Annotated in this window: 14 protein-coding genes; 9 read left to right on the plus strand and 5 right to left on the minus strand. The window is 61.1% G+C overall.

What is annotated here, in order from left to right; translation table 11 throughout:
• Window positions 1-3: 3 nt before the first annotated feature.
• On the minus strand, window positions 4-546 hold the full coding sequence (locus VFO29_10900; protein HET9394010.1) for a peroxiredoxin: 543 nt from the start codon (window positions 544-546) through the stop codon (window positions 4-6).
• An 89-nt stretch (window positions 547-635) separates the two neighbouring features.
• On the opposite strand from VFO29_10900, the gene VFO29_10905 reads away from it, so the two are divergent.
• Together VFO29_10905 and VFO29_10910 are read left to right on the plus strand one after the other, a co-directional pair.
• On the plus strand, window positions 636-1,358 hold the full coding sequence (locus tag VFO29_10905) for a DUF695 domain-containing protein (GenBank protein HET9394011.1): 723 nt from the start codon (window positions 636-638) through the stop codon (window positions 1,356-1,358).
• 82 nt (window positions 1,359-1,440) lie between these two features.
• Window positions 1,441-2,994 carry a hypothetical protein gene (locus tag VFO29_10910; GenBank protein ID HET9394012.1) on the plus strand — a complete coding sequence of 518 codons (1,554 nt, stop codon included), beginning with the start codon at window positions 1,441-1,443 and terminating at the stop codon, window positions 2,992-2,994.
• Window positions 2,995-3,001: 7 nt separating this feature from the next.
• Here VFO29_10910 and VFO29_10915 read toward each other — a convergent pair whose 3' ends face one another.
• Window positions 3,002-4,150 carry an acyl-CoA dehydrogenase family protein gene (locus VFO29_10915; protein ID HET9394013.1) on the minus strand — a complete coding sequence of 383 codons (1,149 nt, stop codon included), beginning with the start codon at window positions 4,148-4,150 and terminating at the stop codon, window positions 3,002-3,004.
• Between the two features lie 50 nt (window positions 4,151-4,200).
• Here VFO29_10915 and ftsE point away from each other — a divergent pair, with 50 nt between their 5' ends.
• Genes ftsE through VFO29_10950 form a run of 7 tightly spaced genes read left to right on the plus strand, consistent with a single transcriptional unit; the run spans window position 4,201 to window position 11,403 of the window.
• Window positions 4,201-4,911: a cell division ATP-binding protein FtsE gene (gene ftsE, locus VFO29_10920; protein ID HET9394014.1), complete on the plus strand. Its 711-nt coding sequence runs from the start codon at window positions 4,201-4,203 to the stop codon at window positions 4,909-4,911.
• A gap of 31 nt (window positions 4,912-4,942) precedes the next feature.
• A complete protein-coding gene (ftsX, locus tag VFO29_10925; protein HET9394015.1) occupies window positions 4,943-5,758 on the plus strand; it encodes a permease-like cell division protein FtsX in 816 nt (271 codons plus the stop codon).
• Window positions 5,759-5,768: 10 nt separating this feature from the next.
• The gene (locus tag VFO29_10930; GenBank protein HET9394016.1) at window positions 5,769-6,464 is read left to right on the plus strand and encodes a HAMP domain-containing sensor histidine kinase; all 696 of its coding nucleotides are present in this window, start codon (window positions 5,769-5,771) and stop codon (window positions 6,462-6,464) included.
• Window positions 6,464-7,390, plus strand: coding sequence for a response regulator (locus tag VFO29_10935; protein HET9394017.1), 927 nt, complete (start codon window positions 6,464-6,466; stop codon window positions 7,388-7,390). The genes VFO29_10930 and VFO29_10935 overlap by 1 nt, the downstream gene beginning before the upstream one ends.
• A gap of 23 nt (window positions 7,391-7,413) precedes the next feature.
• Complete coding sequence (locus VFO29_10940) at window positions 7,414-8,556, plus strand: peptidoglycan DD-metalloendopeptidase family protein (protein ID HET9394018.1); 1,143 nt, start codon at window positions 7,414-7,416, stop codon at window positions 8,554-8,556.
• Between the two features lie 59 nt (window positions 8,557-8,615).
• A complete protein-coding gene (locus tag VFO29_10945) occupies window positions 8,616-10,031 on the plus strand; it encodes a S41 family peptidase (GenBank protein ID HET9394019.1) in 1,416 nt (471 codons plus the stop codon).
• 7 nt (window positions 10,032-10,038) lie between these two features.
• Complete coding sequence (locus tag VFO29_10950; GenBank protein ID HET9394020.1) at window positions 10,039-11,403, plus strand: S41 family peptidase; 1,365 nt, start codon at window positions 10,039-10,041, stop codon at window positions 11,401-11,403.
• Here the strand turns inward: VFO29_10950 and VFO29_10955 are convergent.
• The 3 genes from VFO29_10955 to rodA form a co-directional block, all read right to left on the minus strand.
• Complete coding sequence (locus VFO29_10955; GenBank protein HET9394021.1) at window positions 11,400-12,029, minus strand: HAD-IB family phosphatase; 630 nt, start codon at window positions 12,027-12,029, stop codon at window positions 11,400-11,402. The two genes, VFO29_10950 and VFO29_10955, sit on opposite strands and share 4 nt — an antisense overlap.
• Window positions 12,020-14,542, minus strand: coding sequence for an Rne/Rng family ribonuclease (locus tag VFO29_10960; protein HET9394022.1), 2,523 nt, complete (start codon window positions 14,540-14,542; stop codon window positions 12,020-12,022). The genes VFO29_10955 and VFO29_10960 overlap by 10 nt, the downstream gene beginning before the upstream one ends.
• Window positions 14,543-14,786: 244 nt before the next feature.
• Window positions 14,787-15,914: a rod shape-determining protein RodA gene (gene rodA, locus VFO29_10965; GenBank protein HET9394023.1), complete on the minus strand. Its 1,128-nt coding sequence runs from the start codon at window positions 15,912-15,914 to the stop codon at window positions 14,787-14,789.
• Window positions 15,915-15,958 lie beyond the last annotated feature (44 nt).

The raw sequence follows: 15,958 nt of genomic DNA on the forward strand, positions 1-15,958 counted from the left end.
ACCTTAGTGCTGCGAGGCCTCATACTGCTGCAGCGCCTGCAGCGTGTTGGCGACGTGCTGGCTCGGATCCAGGTTCGTATAGGTGTAGATAATCTTTCCGTTGGGCGCGATGACGTACGAGGTGCGGTTGGCATACGCCGGATGCGGCGCCAGAACCGCGTCGTACTCCTTGGCAACCGTGAGTTGCGGATCGGCGGCTACCGCGAATTTGCTGCGGCATTCGCTGACCGAGAATTTGTTCAGCGTGTCGATGGTGTCGTGCGAGACGCCGATGACCGTGGCGCCGAGTTTCTTGTACTGGTCGATCGCCTCGGCGAAATCGTGGGCCTCGATCGTGCAGCCCGTGGTGAAGGCCGCCGGATAAAAGTACAGGACGACGGGGCCTTTTTTCAGCGCGTCGGCCAAGTTGAAGTCGAAGACTTTGCCGCCCAGCGAGGCTTGCGTCTTAAAGTCGGGCGCGCTTGCGCCGACCTGCAAGCTCGCCAGAGCCGGTACGGACGTTACCGCCGCGCAAAGGGCGACGGACAGAAGCAGACGACGAAACATGGGAGCTCCTCTTAATGATGGTGGTGCGGCCGCTGAGCTCCACCTTCTCTCAATGGGCCGAGCCGCCTTCGGGGAAGAAGGGTGAAGCAATGGCGGATTGGTCGTCATACTTCGCGCGCATGGAAAACGAGCCGATCTCGGTCGCGGTCGATCTCGCGCTGCGGGCCGATGCTCCCTTGCCGGACAAGGCAATAGCGTACACGGTAGCGGTGACGCTGCGCGATCCGGACGAACACGGGATGACCGGCGCAAGCGAATACCGCGTGCTCGCGCGCATCGAGGAAGAACTCGCGGCTGCGCTCGAAGCGCGGGGCTTGGTTGAGGTCGGACGCGTGACGGGCCGCGGCATGCGCACCTTCCATTATTATGGGCCTGCGGTGGATGACGTGGCCGGCACGATCTCGATCGTCATGGCAAATCACGACGAGTACGCCTATCGCGCGCTGGAAGCCGACGATCCGCTCTGGGCGATCTACACGAACTACCTGTATCCCGACGAACAGCAGCTGGCGTTCGCCAACGATATGAAAGCCCTACAGGTCTTACTCGATGCCGGCGACGATCTCGCCAAGGAGCGGCCGATCGAGCACACCATCTTTTTCGACAGCCGCGAGAAACGCGACACGTTCGCGCGCGCCATGGCCAACCAGGGCTACCACGTTGCCATCGACGACGCCGAGAACGCCGTGCGTTGCGCCAAGCTCGAGGCTATCGATCCGTTTAAGATCACGGAGATGCGCGTCGCGCTTACGGCGCTGGCGGAAGAGTTCGGCGGCGAGTACTCCGGCTGGTCAACGGTGGTGCAGAGCTAGCTAGCCTCGAAGTCCTGACCAAGGGCGGGGATGCAGGGGTGGTGGTTGAATCCTTCGGGCCTCTGCGCACGGAGGTCCCGGTATGAGCGTTTCACGAGCTTTGTGGTTCAGCTGGGCCACCGCATTAACCGTCGCCCTTTTCCTTACTCAGACTCCAAGCACTGGGTATGCCAAGGCGCGACTTGTGGCGGTCGTCATTTTGCGTTCGACGCCCTCACTTCGCGCATCTGCGATCAAAGCTACTAGGGCGTTGGCAGCAAGAATCGCCCAGCAAGACGGATGGGACGCCCAAGTGATTGATCCTCATTGGCGGCAAGCAGCCGATGCAGCCGCAGCCGTGGGAGCAGAGATTTATATTATAGGTCAATACACTGGAGGTTCCACAGGACATGTCGTGGGTGCAGCAATAAGAGTGGCGACGGACGAGCGTTTAAGTGAGTTTTCGTACGTCTCTCCTGCCCCCAGCATTATCCCGTCTTCCGTCTCTTTCGCACAGCTAACCGGTAATGGACTCGTCGCCAGTCCAACCGCAAAGGCCACGCCCTCCGCAATGGCTCTTTCCGTGCCGTCTGGCGAGCTGATTAGCGTGGCCATCCTCAGCGACATCGGTTCTCGCACCTCGCAAGAGGGTGACACTTTTGGCGTTATCACAACAGAAGACTATTACTACAAGGGCTATCTAATACTCCCCAAGGGCAGCCCAGGATATGGCGTGATCACGCATCTGAAAAGGGCCGGCAGTTTCCATTCAGGCGGCGAGCTGAATTTTACAGTCAAACGCCTCGTCACGCCGTCACGAACCGATTTGCTCGTCGAAACCAACGGAGCAACCGCCGACGCCGATAAACAAACGGAAAGGAACGGTAATACTTTCGGGCAGTATCTTCTTTGGGGCGTCGGAATGTTTGCTCAGCGCGGCAATGATATTCTCATCAAGAAGGGCACAACTTTTCACGTTTCTACGTTAGAAAATGCAACGGTTCCGATCGCACAAACCAATGCTCTACCTGCGCAGCTGGATCCGGTCGTTCAACTAAACGCGACAGGACAACTGCCAGTGCCGCAGGGAGCTGCTGAGCCTCAGCTGGCAACGCAGCCAGTTCCGCTGCCCACTCCCCAACCGGCCTCGCCTCCTGCAATTCCGTCGGCTACACTACAGAGCCAAGATGTCACAGTCGCTTCGGTCCAAACCGGTGGCTCGTCGCTTTTCCAAGTTCCAAATTCCTGGATCAGGCAAAAACGAGATTACGGTTCCGACGGGATGGCGACGCTCGGGTTTTGGGTTCCTCCAGGAGCTAACGCTGGGGGTGAATGGCTATCGGTAGCCTCTCAAACCGTCCCAACTGGGCTTACGCCGGACCAATTCGCCGCGATAACGCAACAGAATCTCCAACGAGCAATCGGAGACCAGAACGTTCGTGTCTTCCGAACCGAAAAAATCTGTAACGGAAGCCAAAATGGATGGTATGCTGAAAGCGTAACCTACGTCGGTCCACGCCGAGTCGTCACGGAACAGACGATCGGCTTGTGGGGAAGCGACAGCTACGTCGCGACGTACAGCAGACCGGAGGGAAGCGCTGAGAATCCTGCCGCCCATCAGGCGTTGGAATCACTTTGCGCACTTCCAAAGTCCTAGGTTAAAGTTACAGTCCCATCAAGCGCGCGAGCACCATGCGCTGCACTTCGTTGGTGCCTTCGCCGATCTCGTTGATCTTCTGATCGCGGTACATCCGCGAAACCGGATACTCGTCCATGAAGCCGTAGCCGCCGTGGATCTGCACGGCTTGATTCACGACGCGGTGCGAGAGCTCGGCGGCGTAGAGTTTGGCAAAGCTCGCGCTCTTGACGAAATCGCGTCCCTCGTCTTTCTCCCACGCGGCTTTGAGGACCATGAGCTCCGCGTGTTCGATTTCCGTGATCATGTCCACCAGTTTGAATGCAATGGCTTGAAACTTACTGATCGGCTTGCCAAACGCGTGGCGTTCTTTGGCGTACTTCATCGACTCGTCGTAGGCGCCGCGCGCGAGCCCGACCGAGAGCGCCGCAACCGAAATGCGGCCGCCGTCCAGGATCGTCAGAAAATTCTTGAGCCCCTCGCCGCGTTTGCCCAGCACGTTTTCTTCGGGAATCTCGCAATCGGCGAATGACAGCTCGCGCGTGTCCGAAGCGCGCCACCCCATCTTGCGATATTTTTTGCTGCGCGCGAAGCCGGGCGCATCCTGCGGAATGATCAGGTTGCTGATCTCCGGCTTTCCGCTTTCGCCCTTACCGGTCACCGCCGTAATGGTCGTGCCGCCGGTGATGTCGGTTCCGCTGTTGGTGATGAACGCTTTGGTGCCGTTGACGATCCATTTACCGTCGCGCAGCACCGCTTTGGTCTGCACGTTGCCGGCGTCGCTGCCCGCGCTTGGTTCGGTCAGGCCGAAGCCCCAGAGCTGCTTGCCTTGGGCGAGCGGAATCAGGTACTTCTCTTTTTGCGCCTTCGTGCCGAACATGTAGAAGGGCATGGCTCCCAGCGAAACGTGCGCGGCCATGGTAATTGCGGTTGATGCATCCGCACGCGCGAGCTCCATCACGGCCAGCGCATAACTGATCGAATCTGCACCCGAGCCGCCGTACTCTTCAGGAAAGGGCAATCCCATGAGACCCAGCTCCGCCATCTCGCGCACCAAGTCGTATGGAAATTCTTCGTCGCGGTCCATCTGCTCGGCGCGCGGCGCGACGCGCTCTTGCGCGAACTCTCGAACGGTCCGCTGGATAGCCTGCTGTTCGTCGGTCAGGTCAAGATTCATAACGTAGCGGAGGTATCCGACCGGGCACTTTAAAAAACCCTCTTGCAGCGATGATCTCATTACGCGGCGTGTCACTCGTATATCCGAATGGAGTACGCGCCCTCGACGGTGTCAGTCTGGAGATCGGCAAGGGTGAGTTCGTCTTTCTCGTCGGGCACTCAGGAACCGGCAAATCGAGTCTGCTGCGTCTCCTCTACCGCGAGATGGCGCCCACCAGTGGCCAGATTCTGGTCGACGGCATCCGCGTCGACCGCCTGGCGAACCGGCGCATCCCTGCCCTGCGGCGCCATCTAGGCGTCGTTTTTCAAGATTACAAGCTGCTCACCGACAAGACTGTTTGGGAAAACGTCGCTTTCGCGCTGCAGGTAACGGGAGCGCACACGCGCGACGTCCAGCGCCAAGTTCCGCGGGCGCTCGATCTGGTCGGACTCGCGCAAAAGAGCCGCATGTATCCCGAAGAGCTCTCCGGCGGCGAACAGCAGCGGACTGCGATCGCGCGCGCGCTGGTCAACAATCCGAAACTGCTGCTCTGCGACGAGCCGAGCGGCAACCTGGATCCCGCCAACACCACCGAGATCATGGAGCTGTTGCGGCGGATCAATCTTAAGGGCACTACCGTCGTCGTAGCGACGCACAACCAAGCCGTCGTCGACCGCATGCGGCGGCGCGTCGTGCGCTTGGACAACGGCCGCGTCATCACCGACGAAGAGCGGGGGTATTACTTCCTTGGACTGGGGCAAGATCAGATTCTTTCTGGGTGAAGTTCAACGCAGCTTCACCCGGAACGCCGGCATGCAAGTCACCGCGATAGGCACCGTCGCGGTTACCATCGTCTTGCTCGGCTCGTTCCTCTACGTCCGGGCGGCGTTCGCGCACTTAGGCAACGACGTGTTCAGCCAAATCGAGATCTCGACGTACATGGAACCAGCCGCAACCACGGCACAAGAGAACGATACGCGCGCGGCCTTGGCTCGCGACCCGCGCATCCTCAGCGTCACCTTCGTGCCGAAGCGCGAAGGCTTGCGGCAACTCAAGGCGCGCATGAAAGGCCAAGTTGACACCTCGCTGCTGACCGAAAATCCGCTGCCCGACAAGTTTCGCGTGCGCGTCCGCGATGCGCAATTGGTGCCGGCCGTCGCCAAGAGCATTGAAAAGATGCCGCACGTGCAGAATGTCGAGTACGGCCAGCAAGTCGTGCAGCGTCTGCTGCAGCTCGCGACGCTGGCGCGCCGCGTCGGCATAGCGGTCATCGTGCTCTTCGTGCTCGTCGCCGGCATCATAATCTCGAACACGATCCGCTTAACCGTCTTCGCGCGCCGCCGCGAGATCTCGATCATGCAGTTGGTCGGCGCCACGAACATGTACATCCGCATGCCGTTCATCTGCGAGGGGTTGCTGGCCGGCTTGGCCGGCGCGGCGCTTGCAGTGGGCGTGCTCGCGATCGCGCGCGCGTCACTCGTGCCGAAGATTGCGCTGGCGCTTCCGTGGCTGCAAGTGAACGCGGTTTCGGTGGACTTGTCGTCGCTGGTGTTGCAGCTTCTCGCGGTCGGCGCGCTGGTCGGCGTCGTTGCGTCGTGGATAGCCGTTGGGCGATATCTCCGAACGTAGACCCGATGCCGTGCGGCGTATCGACGAAATCGAGCAGTTAAAGAACGAACTCGTCAGTACTGTCTCGCACGAACTCAAGACTCCGCTGGCCACCATCAAGGCGTACGCCGCAACGCTGCGGCAAAATCCGGAACTCTATGCAGACAAACGCGAAGAATACCTGAAGATCGTCGAAGAGCAAGCCGACAGACTCTCGCGGCTTATCGAGGACTTGCTGCTCGTCACGCGCGTCGAGGCGGACCAACTCCTCAAGCGCCGCGCCACGGTCAAGCTCGACACGGTCCTGCGCGAAGCCATCGCCGAGATCCACTTCGACAAAAACCTTCACGCGATCACGTGTGAAACGGGCGACGTCTCGGTATCGGGCGACCCCGATCGCTTGCGCGATCTTTTCCGCAACCTGGTCGAGAACGCCATCAAATACTCTCCGGCCGGCGGAGCGATCGCCGTCCATGCGCGCCCCGAGAACGGCGGCACCCGCATCGAGATTACCGACTCCGGGATCGGCATCGCGGCCGAGGATCTGCCCTACATTTTCGAGCGTTTTTTCCGGGTCGAATCCGAAATGACCTCAACCGTCGGCGGCAGCGGCCTCGGGTTGTACATCGTGAGCGCGATCGTGCGGGCTCACGGCGGCACGATCGAGGCGCGCAGCGAACCGGGACGCGGCACAACATTCTCTATTCTGCTGCCGAATAAAGCTTGATGGCCCAAATCCTCGTCGTTGACGACGACCGCAACCTGCGCAAGATCATCCAGGCGAATCTGGAGCTGGCGGGTTTTGAGATCACTGCCGTGCCCACCGGCGCCGACGCCCTGCGCGTCCTGGACTCCATGCAGCCCGACCTGGTGGTGCTCGACGTCATGATGCCCTCGATGGACGGCTACGAAGTCGCGCGACGCATTCGCCGCCACCCTTCCAACACGCACGTGCCGATCATCATGCTGACAGCCAAAGGGGAAGTCGAGGACAAGCTCGCCGGTTTCGACGCCGGCGTGGACGATTACATCACCAAGCCCTTCGGTCCGCAAGAACTGCTGGCGCGCGTGCGCGCCAATATCGCGCGCGTGGAAATGGACGCTTCGCTTTCACCGCTGACAAAGCTGCCCGGCAATCTTGCGATCGAAGCCGAGCTGCGTCGCCGGATCGACGAACAACGATCGTTCGCGGTCCTGTACATGGATCTGGACAATTTTAAGGCGTTCAACGACGTCTACGGCTTCACGCACGGCGACGAAGCGATCCGGCTGGTGGCGTCGATCACGCTGGACGTCGTGCACCGGCGCGGAACGACGCTCGATTTCGTCGGTCATATCGGCGGCGACGATTTCTTGGTCGTGACGCATCCCGAACGTGCGGAAGAGATCGCGCGGGAGATCATTGCCGAGTTCGATCGCGGCATTCGCGACCTCTATCGTCCGCAGGACCTTCGCCAGGGTTTTATTGAAACACACGATCGGCGCGGCGCGCTGAACCGGTACGCGATCATGTCGCTGTCGATTGCACTGGTTTCAAGCGAGCAGCGCAAGCTGACGGACTATGCGCAGATCGGCGAGACTGCGGCAGAACTCAAACGGTACGCGAAATCGATCGGGGGTTCGGTCTACGTGAAAGACAAACGGCGTCAATGATTCGCAGGACGATAGCAGCGCTATTGATCCTCGGCTTTGTTCCCGCACTCGCCCTCCCGTCGGATCTCACGTCCAAGATCCGAGCCGCCCGTCAAAAGAAAGCCGCCATAGACTGGCAGCTGCATCAAAAGAGACTACAACTCCGCGCGGCCACCGTCCGCGTCACGAATCTGCAGGGCGCCCTGGATCAAACCAACCATTCGATTCACGAGGTTACCTCCAGGCTCAACGTGATCGTCTCGCAGCAGGCTAGCACGCAGCGCAAACTGGATTGGAATACGCTGCAACTGAACGCGGCTCGCAAGACGCTCGCGCTCCACGACAACGCACTCAAACGCAGATTAGTGGACACGTACGAGCGCGGCGAGTTGGGCTACATCAGCGTGCTGTTGGCGGCGAAATCATTTACGGACTTCGTCGAACGCTCGGAGGATCTGCGGCTGCTTATCGCCGCCAACCAACGCGCGGTGCGCGAGCGGCAAACCGCCGAGCGAAAAGTTGCAACGGCACAGGCAAATCTCCAAGCCGCGCAAGCCGCGCTCGAGGCGCAGCAGCTCGCGCAGCAGCGCACGCGCAATCAGCTCGACGTGCTCGCGCAGGAACGCGGAAATCTCGTCGCGCTGGCCGACCAGCAGCGCCACCACGTTGCCGGACAGGTCGCGGAGATGGAGAGCCTCTCTGCCGCGCAAGAGGCCGGGCTCGAAACGCTGATCCGCGAGCACGAGGCGCAGGTCGCAGCCGCGCAGCGCGCCGCCGGCATCGTCGCGCCTCAGAAAGCGCCCGGGATTCTGTCGTGGCCGGTGACGGGCGTCATCACGTCACCGTTCGGCTGGCGCCGCAGCCCCTTCGGCGGCTCGCCGGAGTTTCATCAGGGGCTCGACATCGGCGCAAACATGGGCACGACCGTGACCGCCGCAGCTTCCGGGACGATTCTTTCGGCGGGCTGGTACGGCGGCTACGGCAACTACATCTTGATCGACCACGGCGGTGGAATGTCCACCGGCTACGGACACCTCTCGCGCATCTTCGTCTCCACCGGCCAGCAAGTGCAGCGAGGGCAGGCGATCGGCGCGGTTGGCTCGACCGGCGCGTCGACGGGGCCTCACTTGCATTTCGAAGTTCGCATCAGCGGAAAACCCACCGACCCCACCGCTTACCTGCATTAACACCAAGCTTCATTAGAGGAACCGAAACCCGGTTCTGAGGATGTGGGTACTAAACCAGTATGCCGGCCCCGATTCGCGCTTTCATCGTCGTGCTTGCCATCACGGCCGCGTTCTTCGCGGGCGCGCTGTATTTCGGCGCGCACGGCGGATTCGGAGCAGCGAGCGACACCGGTGCGCCGTCGCTCGCGCAGCAAGTCGCTTCGCTCACGTATAATTTCGGCAACCGCAGCGCGGCCGACGACGAGTTGATTCAAACGATCTATCACCTGGTTGATCGCGCATATTACAGGGACGTCAATCCGCAGATCTTGGTGAAAGGCGAACGCACGGCTCTGCTCGCCTATTTAAATGATGCGTTGAAAAAGAAAAATATTCGCGCCGCGCTTCCGCAAGCGACTGCGGGCGGCGGTGAAAGCCAAGCCGTAGCCGCCCTCGAGAGCCAGCTCGCATACGCGCAGACGCATTATGCGCCGCTTGGAGTGGCTGCGTCCGATCTTACGCAAGCTGCGCTGGCCGGCATGCTGAAGCCGCTCGATCCGTATACCGAGTACCTTACGCCCCAGGCGATTGGCGCGTTGAACGAAACGCTGAACGGCGGCGATTTCGGCGGCATCGGTGTCTTCATCTATCAGTTGAAGAACGGCGGCGTGCTGCTGCAGCCGATCCCGGACTTGCCGGCGGCTCGCGCGGGCATGCGCGGCGGCGAGATCGTGGAGACCATCGACGGGCACCAGATTCGCGGCTTCCCCATCGAGCGAGTCGAGAAGATGATTCGCGGTGACGAGGGCACTCAGGTGCTGCTCAAGACTCATCCTTATAAAGGAACCGTGGCCCACACGTTCAGTATCACGCGCGAGATCATTCACGTGCCGACCGTCAATGCCAAGATGGAAGGCAACTACGACTACATTCGCCTGAGCGATTTCGGCCAGACGTCGGCAGCCGAGATTCGGAAAGCGCTGGTCGCCGGAAAAGCCAAGGGAGCGAAGGGTTACATTCTCGACTTGCGCTTCAACGGCGGCGGCCTGCTCGATGCGGCGGTGGACATCTCCAGCCTCTTTGTTCCGCACGGCACCATCGTTACGGAGATCGATCGCGCGGGCGACCGGGATACGAAGACCGCCAACGGTTCGTACATCGACGGGGTGCGGCCGCTCGTCGTTTTGGTGAACGGCTTCACGGCCAGTTCATCCGAGATCACCGCCGGCGCGCTGCAAGACTACAAACTCGCCACGCTCATCGGAACGAAGACGTACGGAAAAGGCGTGGTTCAGGGTATCTATACGATGCCCAACGGGGGAGCGCTCAAGATCACGACCCAGCGCTACCTTACTCCGGCGGGACGCGACATCCAGCACAAGGGAATCGTCCCCGACCAGACCGTCACGCAAAAACTCGACTTCAGGCTCGTGGACACGCCCGCCGACAAACAATTACAAGCCGCAAAGGCATATCTGGACCGCTTTACGCGTTAGAGAGTATATGAACCGTCTTATCGCCCTGGTCAGCGTAGTCGCCTTTCTTACGGCGGCAGCCCCCCAACAGATCGCTCCGCTGGACGCCAGCCAAATCCAGTTCAGCTATGAAAAATTGCGGGCGGACTTCTATAAGAAGACCGATCCGCAGGCGATCGTGAACGGCGCACGTTTGGAGATCGGCAGACAGCTCTGCTTCGCCGGCGCCAAAACCGATAACGCCAAGCGCGCCTGCGTTACAAGCATGACGACCAGTCTTCCGCCGATTTTCGCCGCGGACACCTCGGCGCGCACCGCGCGGGCAGTGACCCACGAGGTTGACATCGCGACGCGGCTGGCGCACGGTAAAGTGTCCTCGCATCAGTTCGCGTACGCGGCCATCGCCGGCATGCTGAACTCGGTGCACGATAAGTACACGGTCTTCCTTACGCCGAAAGAATACGCCGACCTCAATCAGGGCTTGGACGGCGGCTCGTTCGCCGGCACGGGCATCGTCATCGAAGTCGACGACGCGACGAAGTACATCGACGTCAGCAACGTCGTTCCCGACGGTCCGGCCGACAAAGCCGGCGTTCAGGAAGGCGACGTGATTACGGCGATCGACGGCCTTTCCACCAAGAACATGACGCTGCCGAAGGCTTCATCGCACCTGCGCGGTCAGCTCGCAACGCCCGTAAAACTGACGATCGTGCGCGGCGGGCAACCGCTGCCGGCGCCGGTTACGATCGTACGCCAGCAAATTCACGAACTCTCCGTCTATGAAAAAATGCTGCCCGGCAAAATCGGGTACGTCGAACTCACCGTCTTCGGAAGCAACACGGGCGCCGAGCTCCAGCAGGCGCTGGATCGTCTGCAGAAAGAGGGCGCACGCGCGCTCGTGCTCGACTTGCGCGATAACGGTGGCGGCTATCTGGACGCGGCCATCGACGTCAGCTCGAAGTTCATCGCGAGCGGGCCGATCGTTTCGGTCGAGTCGCGCGCTTCAAACGTGACGACGTACGAAGCTGAAGACACCGCAATTCCGCCGATTCCGCTTGCCGTGCTGGTGAACAATCACACCGCCTCGGCCTCGGAGATCACGACAGCTGCGATCCAAGACAGCGGCGTCGGAACGGTCATCGGGACCAAGACCTACGGCAAGGGCGTCGTGCAAGAGATCGTGCGGCTGCCGGACGGCTCCGCCATCAAGATCACGGACGCACGCTACCTGACGCCGCACAACCGCGACATCAATCTCATCGGGATTACGCCCGACATCGCGGTCATCCAAAACACGGGCACCGGCTTCAAGTTCGGCGATCCGGCACGCGATGCGCAGCTGGGCCGCGCCGTCCAATTCTTGAACGACAAGATCGCGCACAGCTCGGACTAAGAAAACAGCGCTTTCTCCACCTCTGCGAATGAGGTGAACGGCGTGAACGGCACGTGCCGCGCGCGCAGAAAGCGCTCGAGGCTGCGCCCGCGCTTGGCGAAGCGTACCTGCGCTTCGAGCGCGCCGTCGTAATCCGAGTATCCGTCGCCGACATACGCGACAGTTCCGCCGGCCGCGGCCGCGCGTACGGCTGCAGCTTTGTCGTGACCGTTTTCGGAATCGTCGCGAAAATGCATTACCCAACCGTCCGCTGAGGCCGTGACCTCGTTCGCCAACACCGGTACATCGATGCCGCCACGCGCCAGCGCGCGTTCGATCAGCGGCGCTATTCCGGAACTGACGATCGTGAGCTTGATGCCGGCACGTTTGCAGCGTTCGGCGAAGGGTTGGAATGCCGGATCGATCCGGGTTGACTTGGCAAGAAAGAGATCGGCTTCGTCAATGGATCCGCGCACGAAGCTCGCTTGCGCGGCCAACACGTCGCGAAGCGACATCGAGCCGCCCTGCAAGTGCGCTTCCAAACGCGCCCAATCATCCGGACCCGCAAAGCGCTCGACGAGTACATCGAACGTATCGACGTCGGTCACCGTCCCGTCGTAATCGACGAAGACGTGCGTTACGGCGATTTCTTTTTGCGCGCCGTGCTCTTCACGGCCGTCGTCTTACGCGTTCGCGTGCGTTTTGGTTTTTCTTCAGCCGGGGCCGCGTTTAGCGCTGCGACCGCGGTTTTTGCGGTACGGCGGCGGCGAGCCGGTTTCGTCGGCTGAACGACTTCTTCGGGCGCGTGCAACACGGGCGGCGGCGGTTCGACCGCGGGCGGCTGCAGTTTGCGATTCCACGGAGCAATTGCACGGATCGGCTGCGGCGCAGCAGTTTGACCGGTCGGCTCGGCGCGTCCATCGCGCGCGACGCGGAAGATGTGGCGTTCCGGCACGGGAGGCGGCGGTGCGGGCGCATTGGGGAACGGAGCGCCCTGGCCTTGCACCTGTCCGTGACCTCCGCGGCCCCGGCCGCCACGACGGCGACGACGGCGGCGGCGATGCGTTTGATCGCCTTCGCCGGCAGGCAGTTGCTGCGGCGGCGGCGTTGTCTGAATCTCGACTTGCGCGACGGCGCTTGTCGGCGGAATGCCGACCTGCGCGGCCTCTCTGGCGAGTCCCGCGCCTCCGCGGCCGCGGCCTCCGCGCCGACGACGACGCCGGCGGCGGCCTCCGCCCGGTTCGTGCACTTCAGCTTCGCCGATAAGAATCGCCTCGGGCGCGCGCTCGGCTTTCGCTTCGGCGACGATCGCTTTGTCTTCGCGTTCCTCTTCTTCGGTGATCGTCGTAATGCCGATCGGCGGACGCGCCGAAGATTGCTTGGCAGCTTCTTCCGCGAGTTCGCGCAACTGCTCGGCTTGCTCGGCGGACGTGAGCGCTTTGCCGCCGCGACGCCGGCGGCGCTTTTTCTTTTCGCCGGGAACGGCGGCGGCCAGTTCGGCCAACGCTTTATCGTCCTCGACGTCGATGACTTTGATCCGCGCGGTTTGGCCGGCCATGTTCGCGCCGTTCTCGACTTCAACGATGCGCGTGCCGAGCACGGTCGCCGCGGACGTCGGGTTCGGCAGGCGGCCGGGCAACAGATCGACTTCGCGTTCGTCGCCGACGCGCACGGCGCCGTCCGGCGGAACCTCTTGCACGCTGCGAACGCGCACGTCTTCAGGATGCAGCAGCGGATCGACGCGCACGTGAATCGTCGCGCCCACTTGCTCGGCAAGTGTTCGAGCTTCTTCCTCGTACCAGAATTCGAGCTGTGCCGCAACGGTTGGCGAGGTTTCGATCAGCAGCTGCTTGTTGCCGTTGATCAAGTGCTGCGTGCGGATCTTGCGCAGCGTGTCGATGGCGACCGACTGCGCGGACATAACCGTCCCCAGGCCGTTACAATCCGGGCACGCACCGCGCAGCTGCGATGACAGATCCTTGCCGACGCGTTTGCGCGTGAACTCCAAGAGTCCCAGGTTGCTGAACGACTGGATAGTCGCGCGCGTGCGGTCGCGGCGCAGACCTTCCTCCAGGACGGCGATCACTTTGTTGCGCGCGCCTTCGGAGCCCATGTCGATGAAGTCGCAGACGATCATGCCGCCGATGTCGCGCAGGCGCACTTGGCGGGCGATTTCGGCCGCGGCTTCGATGTTCGTTTTAACGATGGTGTCTTCGAGGTTCTTTCCGCCGGTGAACTTGCCCGAGTTCACGTCGATAACGGTCAGCGCTTCGGTGGTTTCGATAACGATCGAACCGCCCGAGGGCAGGTTGATCTTCGGTTTCATCAGGCGCTGCAGCTCTTCGTCGATTTTATAATCGGTAAAGAGCGCCGAGCCGCCGGAATAGTAGGAAACGCGATCGAGGTACTGCGGGCCGAGTAACTGCAGGAAGCTCTGGACCTTGCGGTACTCTTCCTCGTTGTCAATCAACACCTTGTCCACGTCCGCGCTGATGAAATCACGCGCGGCTTTGTAGACGAGGTTCATGTCTTTGTGCAGCAGTGCGGGAGCAGCGGCGCGCTTGTACATCTCGAGGATGCCGTGCCACATGCGGATCAGCACGCCGAGGTCGGCAATTAACTCCGCCTCGCTCACGCCGGCCGCGGCTGTGCGCACGACTGTCGCCATGCCTTCGGGGCGAATGCGTTTCATGACGGCTTTGAGGCGGTTGCGCTCTTCGGCGGTGCCGATCTTGCGCGAGACGCCGCTGTACTTGCCGGTCGGCATCAGGATGAGATAGCGGCCGGGCAGTGAGATGTTCGTGCTGATGCGCGCGCCTTTGAGCCCGCGCGGCTCTTTCACGATTTGCACGAGAACGTCGTCGCCGCGATTAACCTTTTCGCTAATCGTCCAGCCGCTGCGTCCTTGCGTGATTTCGACGTCGCCGATATTCAGCGGCGTTTTGTTGATGTCGTCAACGTAAAGAAACGCATTGCGTCCCAATCCGATGTCGACGAAACTTGCGCCCATTCCGGGCAGAACGTTTTGAACTTTTCCTTTGTAGATCGAGCCGATAACTTTTTCTTCACGCTCGATGTAGAGTTCGGCGAGGACCTTGTCCTCGAGGATTGCGACCCGGTTTTCCCAGGGATCGCTCGATATGAGGATCTCGGTTGACAAATTCACTCCTCCGCGAGGACGACCAGCATCCGGCTTTTCAGCTCCTGCGATCGTCTTCCAGCGGTTCTAAAAAATCTTAGTGTCCGGCGCGTCCCTACTGAGCAAGGGCCGGCTGCCGGTTTCGGCCTCGTTCCCGCAGTCGTGGGAGCGGACCTTCAGAGCGCCGATTGCGGCTGCTCACCTCCCATGACGCCGCATTCCGGCCATTTGGTTGCGCCATGCCCTCTTTTGTTCCCAGAAGGCGCTATGCGTTACCCAAAACCCCGCGGTCTTTTTGCGCGTAAATATTCAGCAGCACGCCGACGGCCGCGAAGTCCGTCAGGATGGCCGAACCGCCGTAGGACAGGAAGGGCAACGGGATGCCGGTGATCGGCATGATGCCGATCGTCATGCCGATGTTCACGACGATGTGAAACGCGAACATCGCAACGATGCCGCTGGCTAGCAGAAAACCGAACCGATCGCGCGCGCTCACCATTGCGATGAAACCGCCGAACAGCAGCACGCCGTAGCACGCCAACAGCAGCACCGTGCCGACGAAGCCCAACTCCTCGCCGACGACCGTGAAGATAAAATCGGTGGAGTGTTCCGGCACGAAGTTCAGCTGCGTCTGCGTACCGTGATGCAAGCCGCGCCCGAACCAGCCGCCGCTCCCGACCGCAATCTTCGATTGGTTGAGGTTGTAACCGGCGCCCTGCGGATCGGCCTTTGGATTCAAAAAGATCAGCAAGCGCGCTTTTTGGAATGGTTTGAGCACGTATTTGGTTCCGATGGCGAAAGCCGCGGCTGCAGCACCGGCCAATGCGTACGCCGCGAAGTGCTGCCACTTTGGCAATCCGAAGAACAACTGCGCGCTCATGATGGCCAGAAAAACGAGTGCCGTTCCGAGGTCCGGCTGTTTGGCTACCAGCAGCGCCGGGATGGCAACCATGACGAGCGGTTTCCACAGCTCGGTGATCTTCGTATACTCGCCCTTGCACAACACCCAAGCAATCGAGATCGCGAGAATCAGCTTGGCCGGCTCGGACGGCTGAAACGTGCCGAGGGGCCCGAGGCTGATCCAGCGCTGTGCGCCGTGCGACGAATGGCCGCCGCGCAAAATGAACGCCAGCAGAAGCACGATGATGACGTAAAGGGCCGGCGCAAACTTCGAGAGATCGCGATAGTCGATGCGCGAAAAGGCAGCCATCACGCCTACGCCCAAGATCGCGTAGAGAATCTGTTTGCGCCACTCGCCCGGATCCGTGTGCAGCCCGGCCGACTGAATGATCACGATACCGAAAATCGTGATTGCAATCGAGCCGGCAACCAAGAACCAGTTTACATGGCTTAAGTAGCGCTTTGCTTGGAGGCTAAGGGTTAAGGTGGCCATCTCGCGACTTAGTTATCGGCGCCGCCACGAAATCTTTGCGCACT

The organism is Candidatus Rubrimentiphilum sp. (assembly GCA_035710515.1).
GTDB lineage: Bacteria > Vulcanimicrobiota > Vulcanimicrobiia > Vulcanimicrobiales > Vulcanimicrobiaceae > Rubrimentiphilum.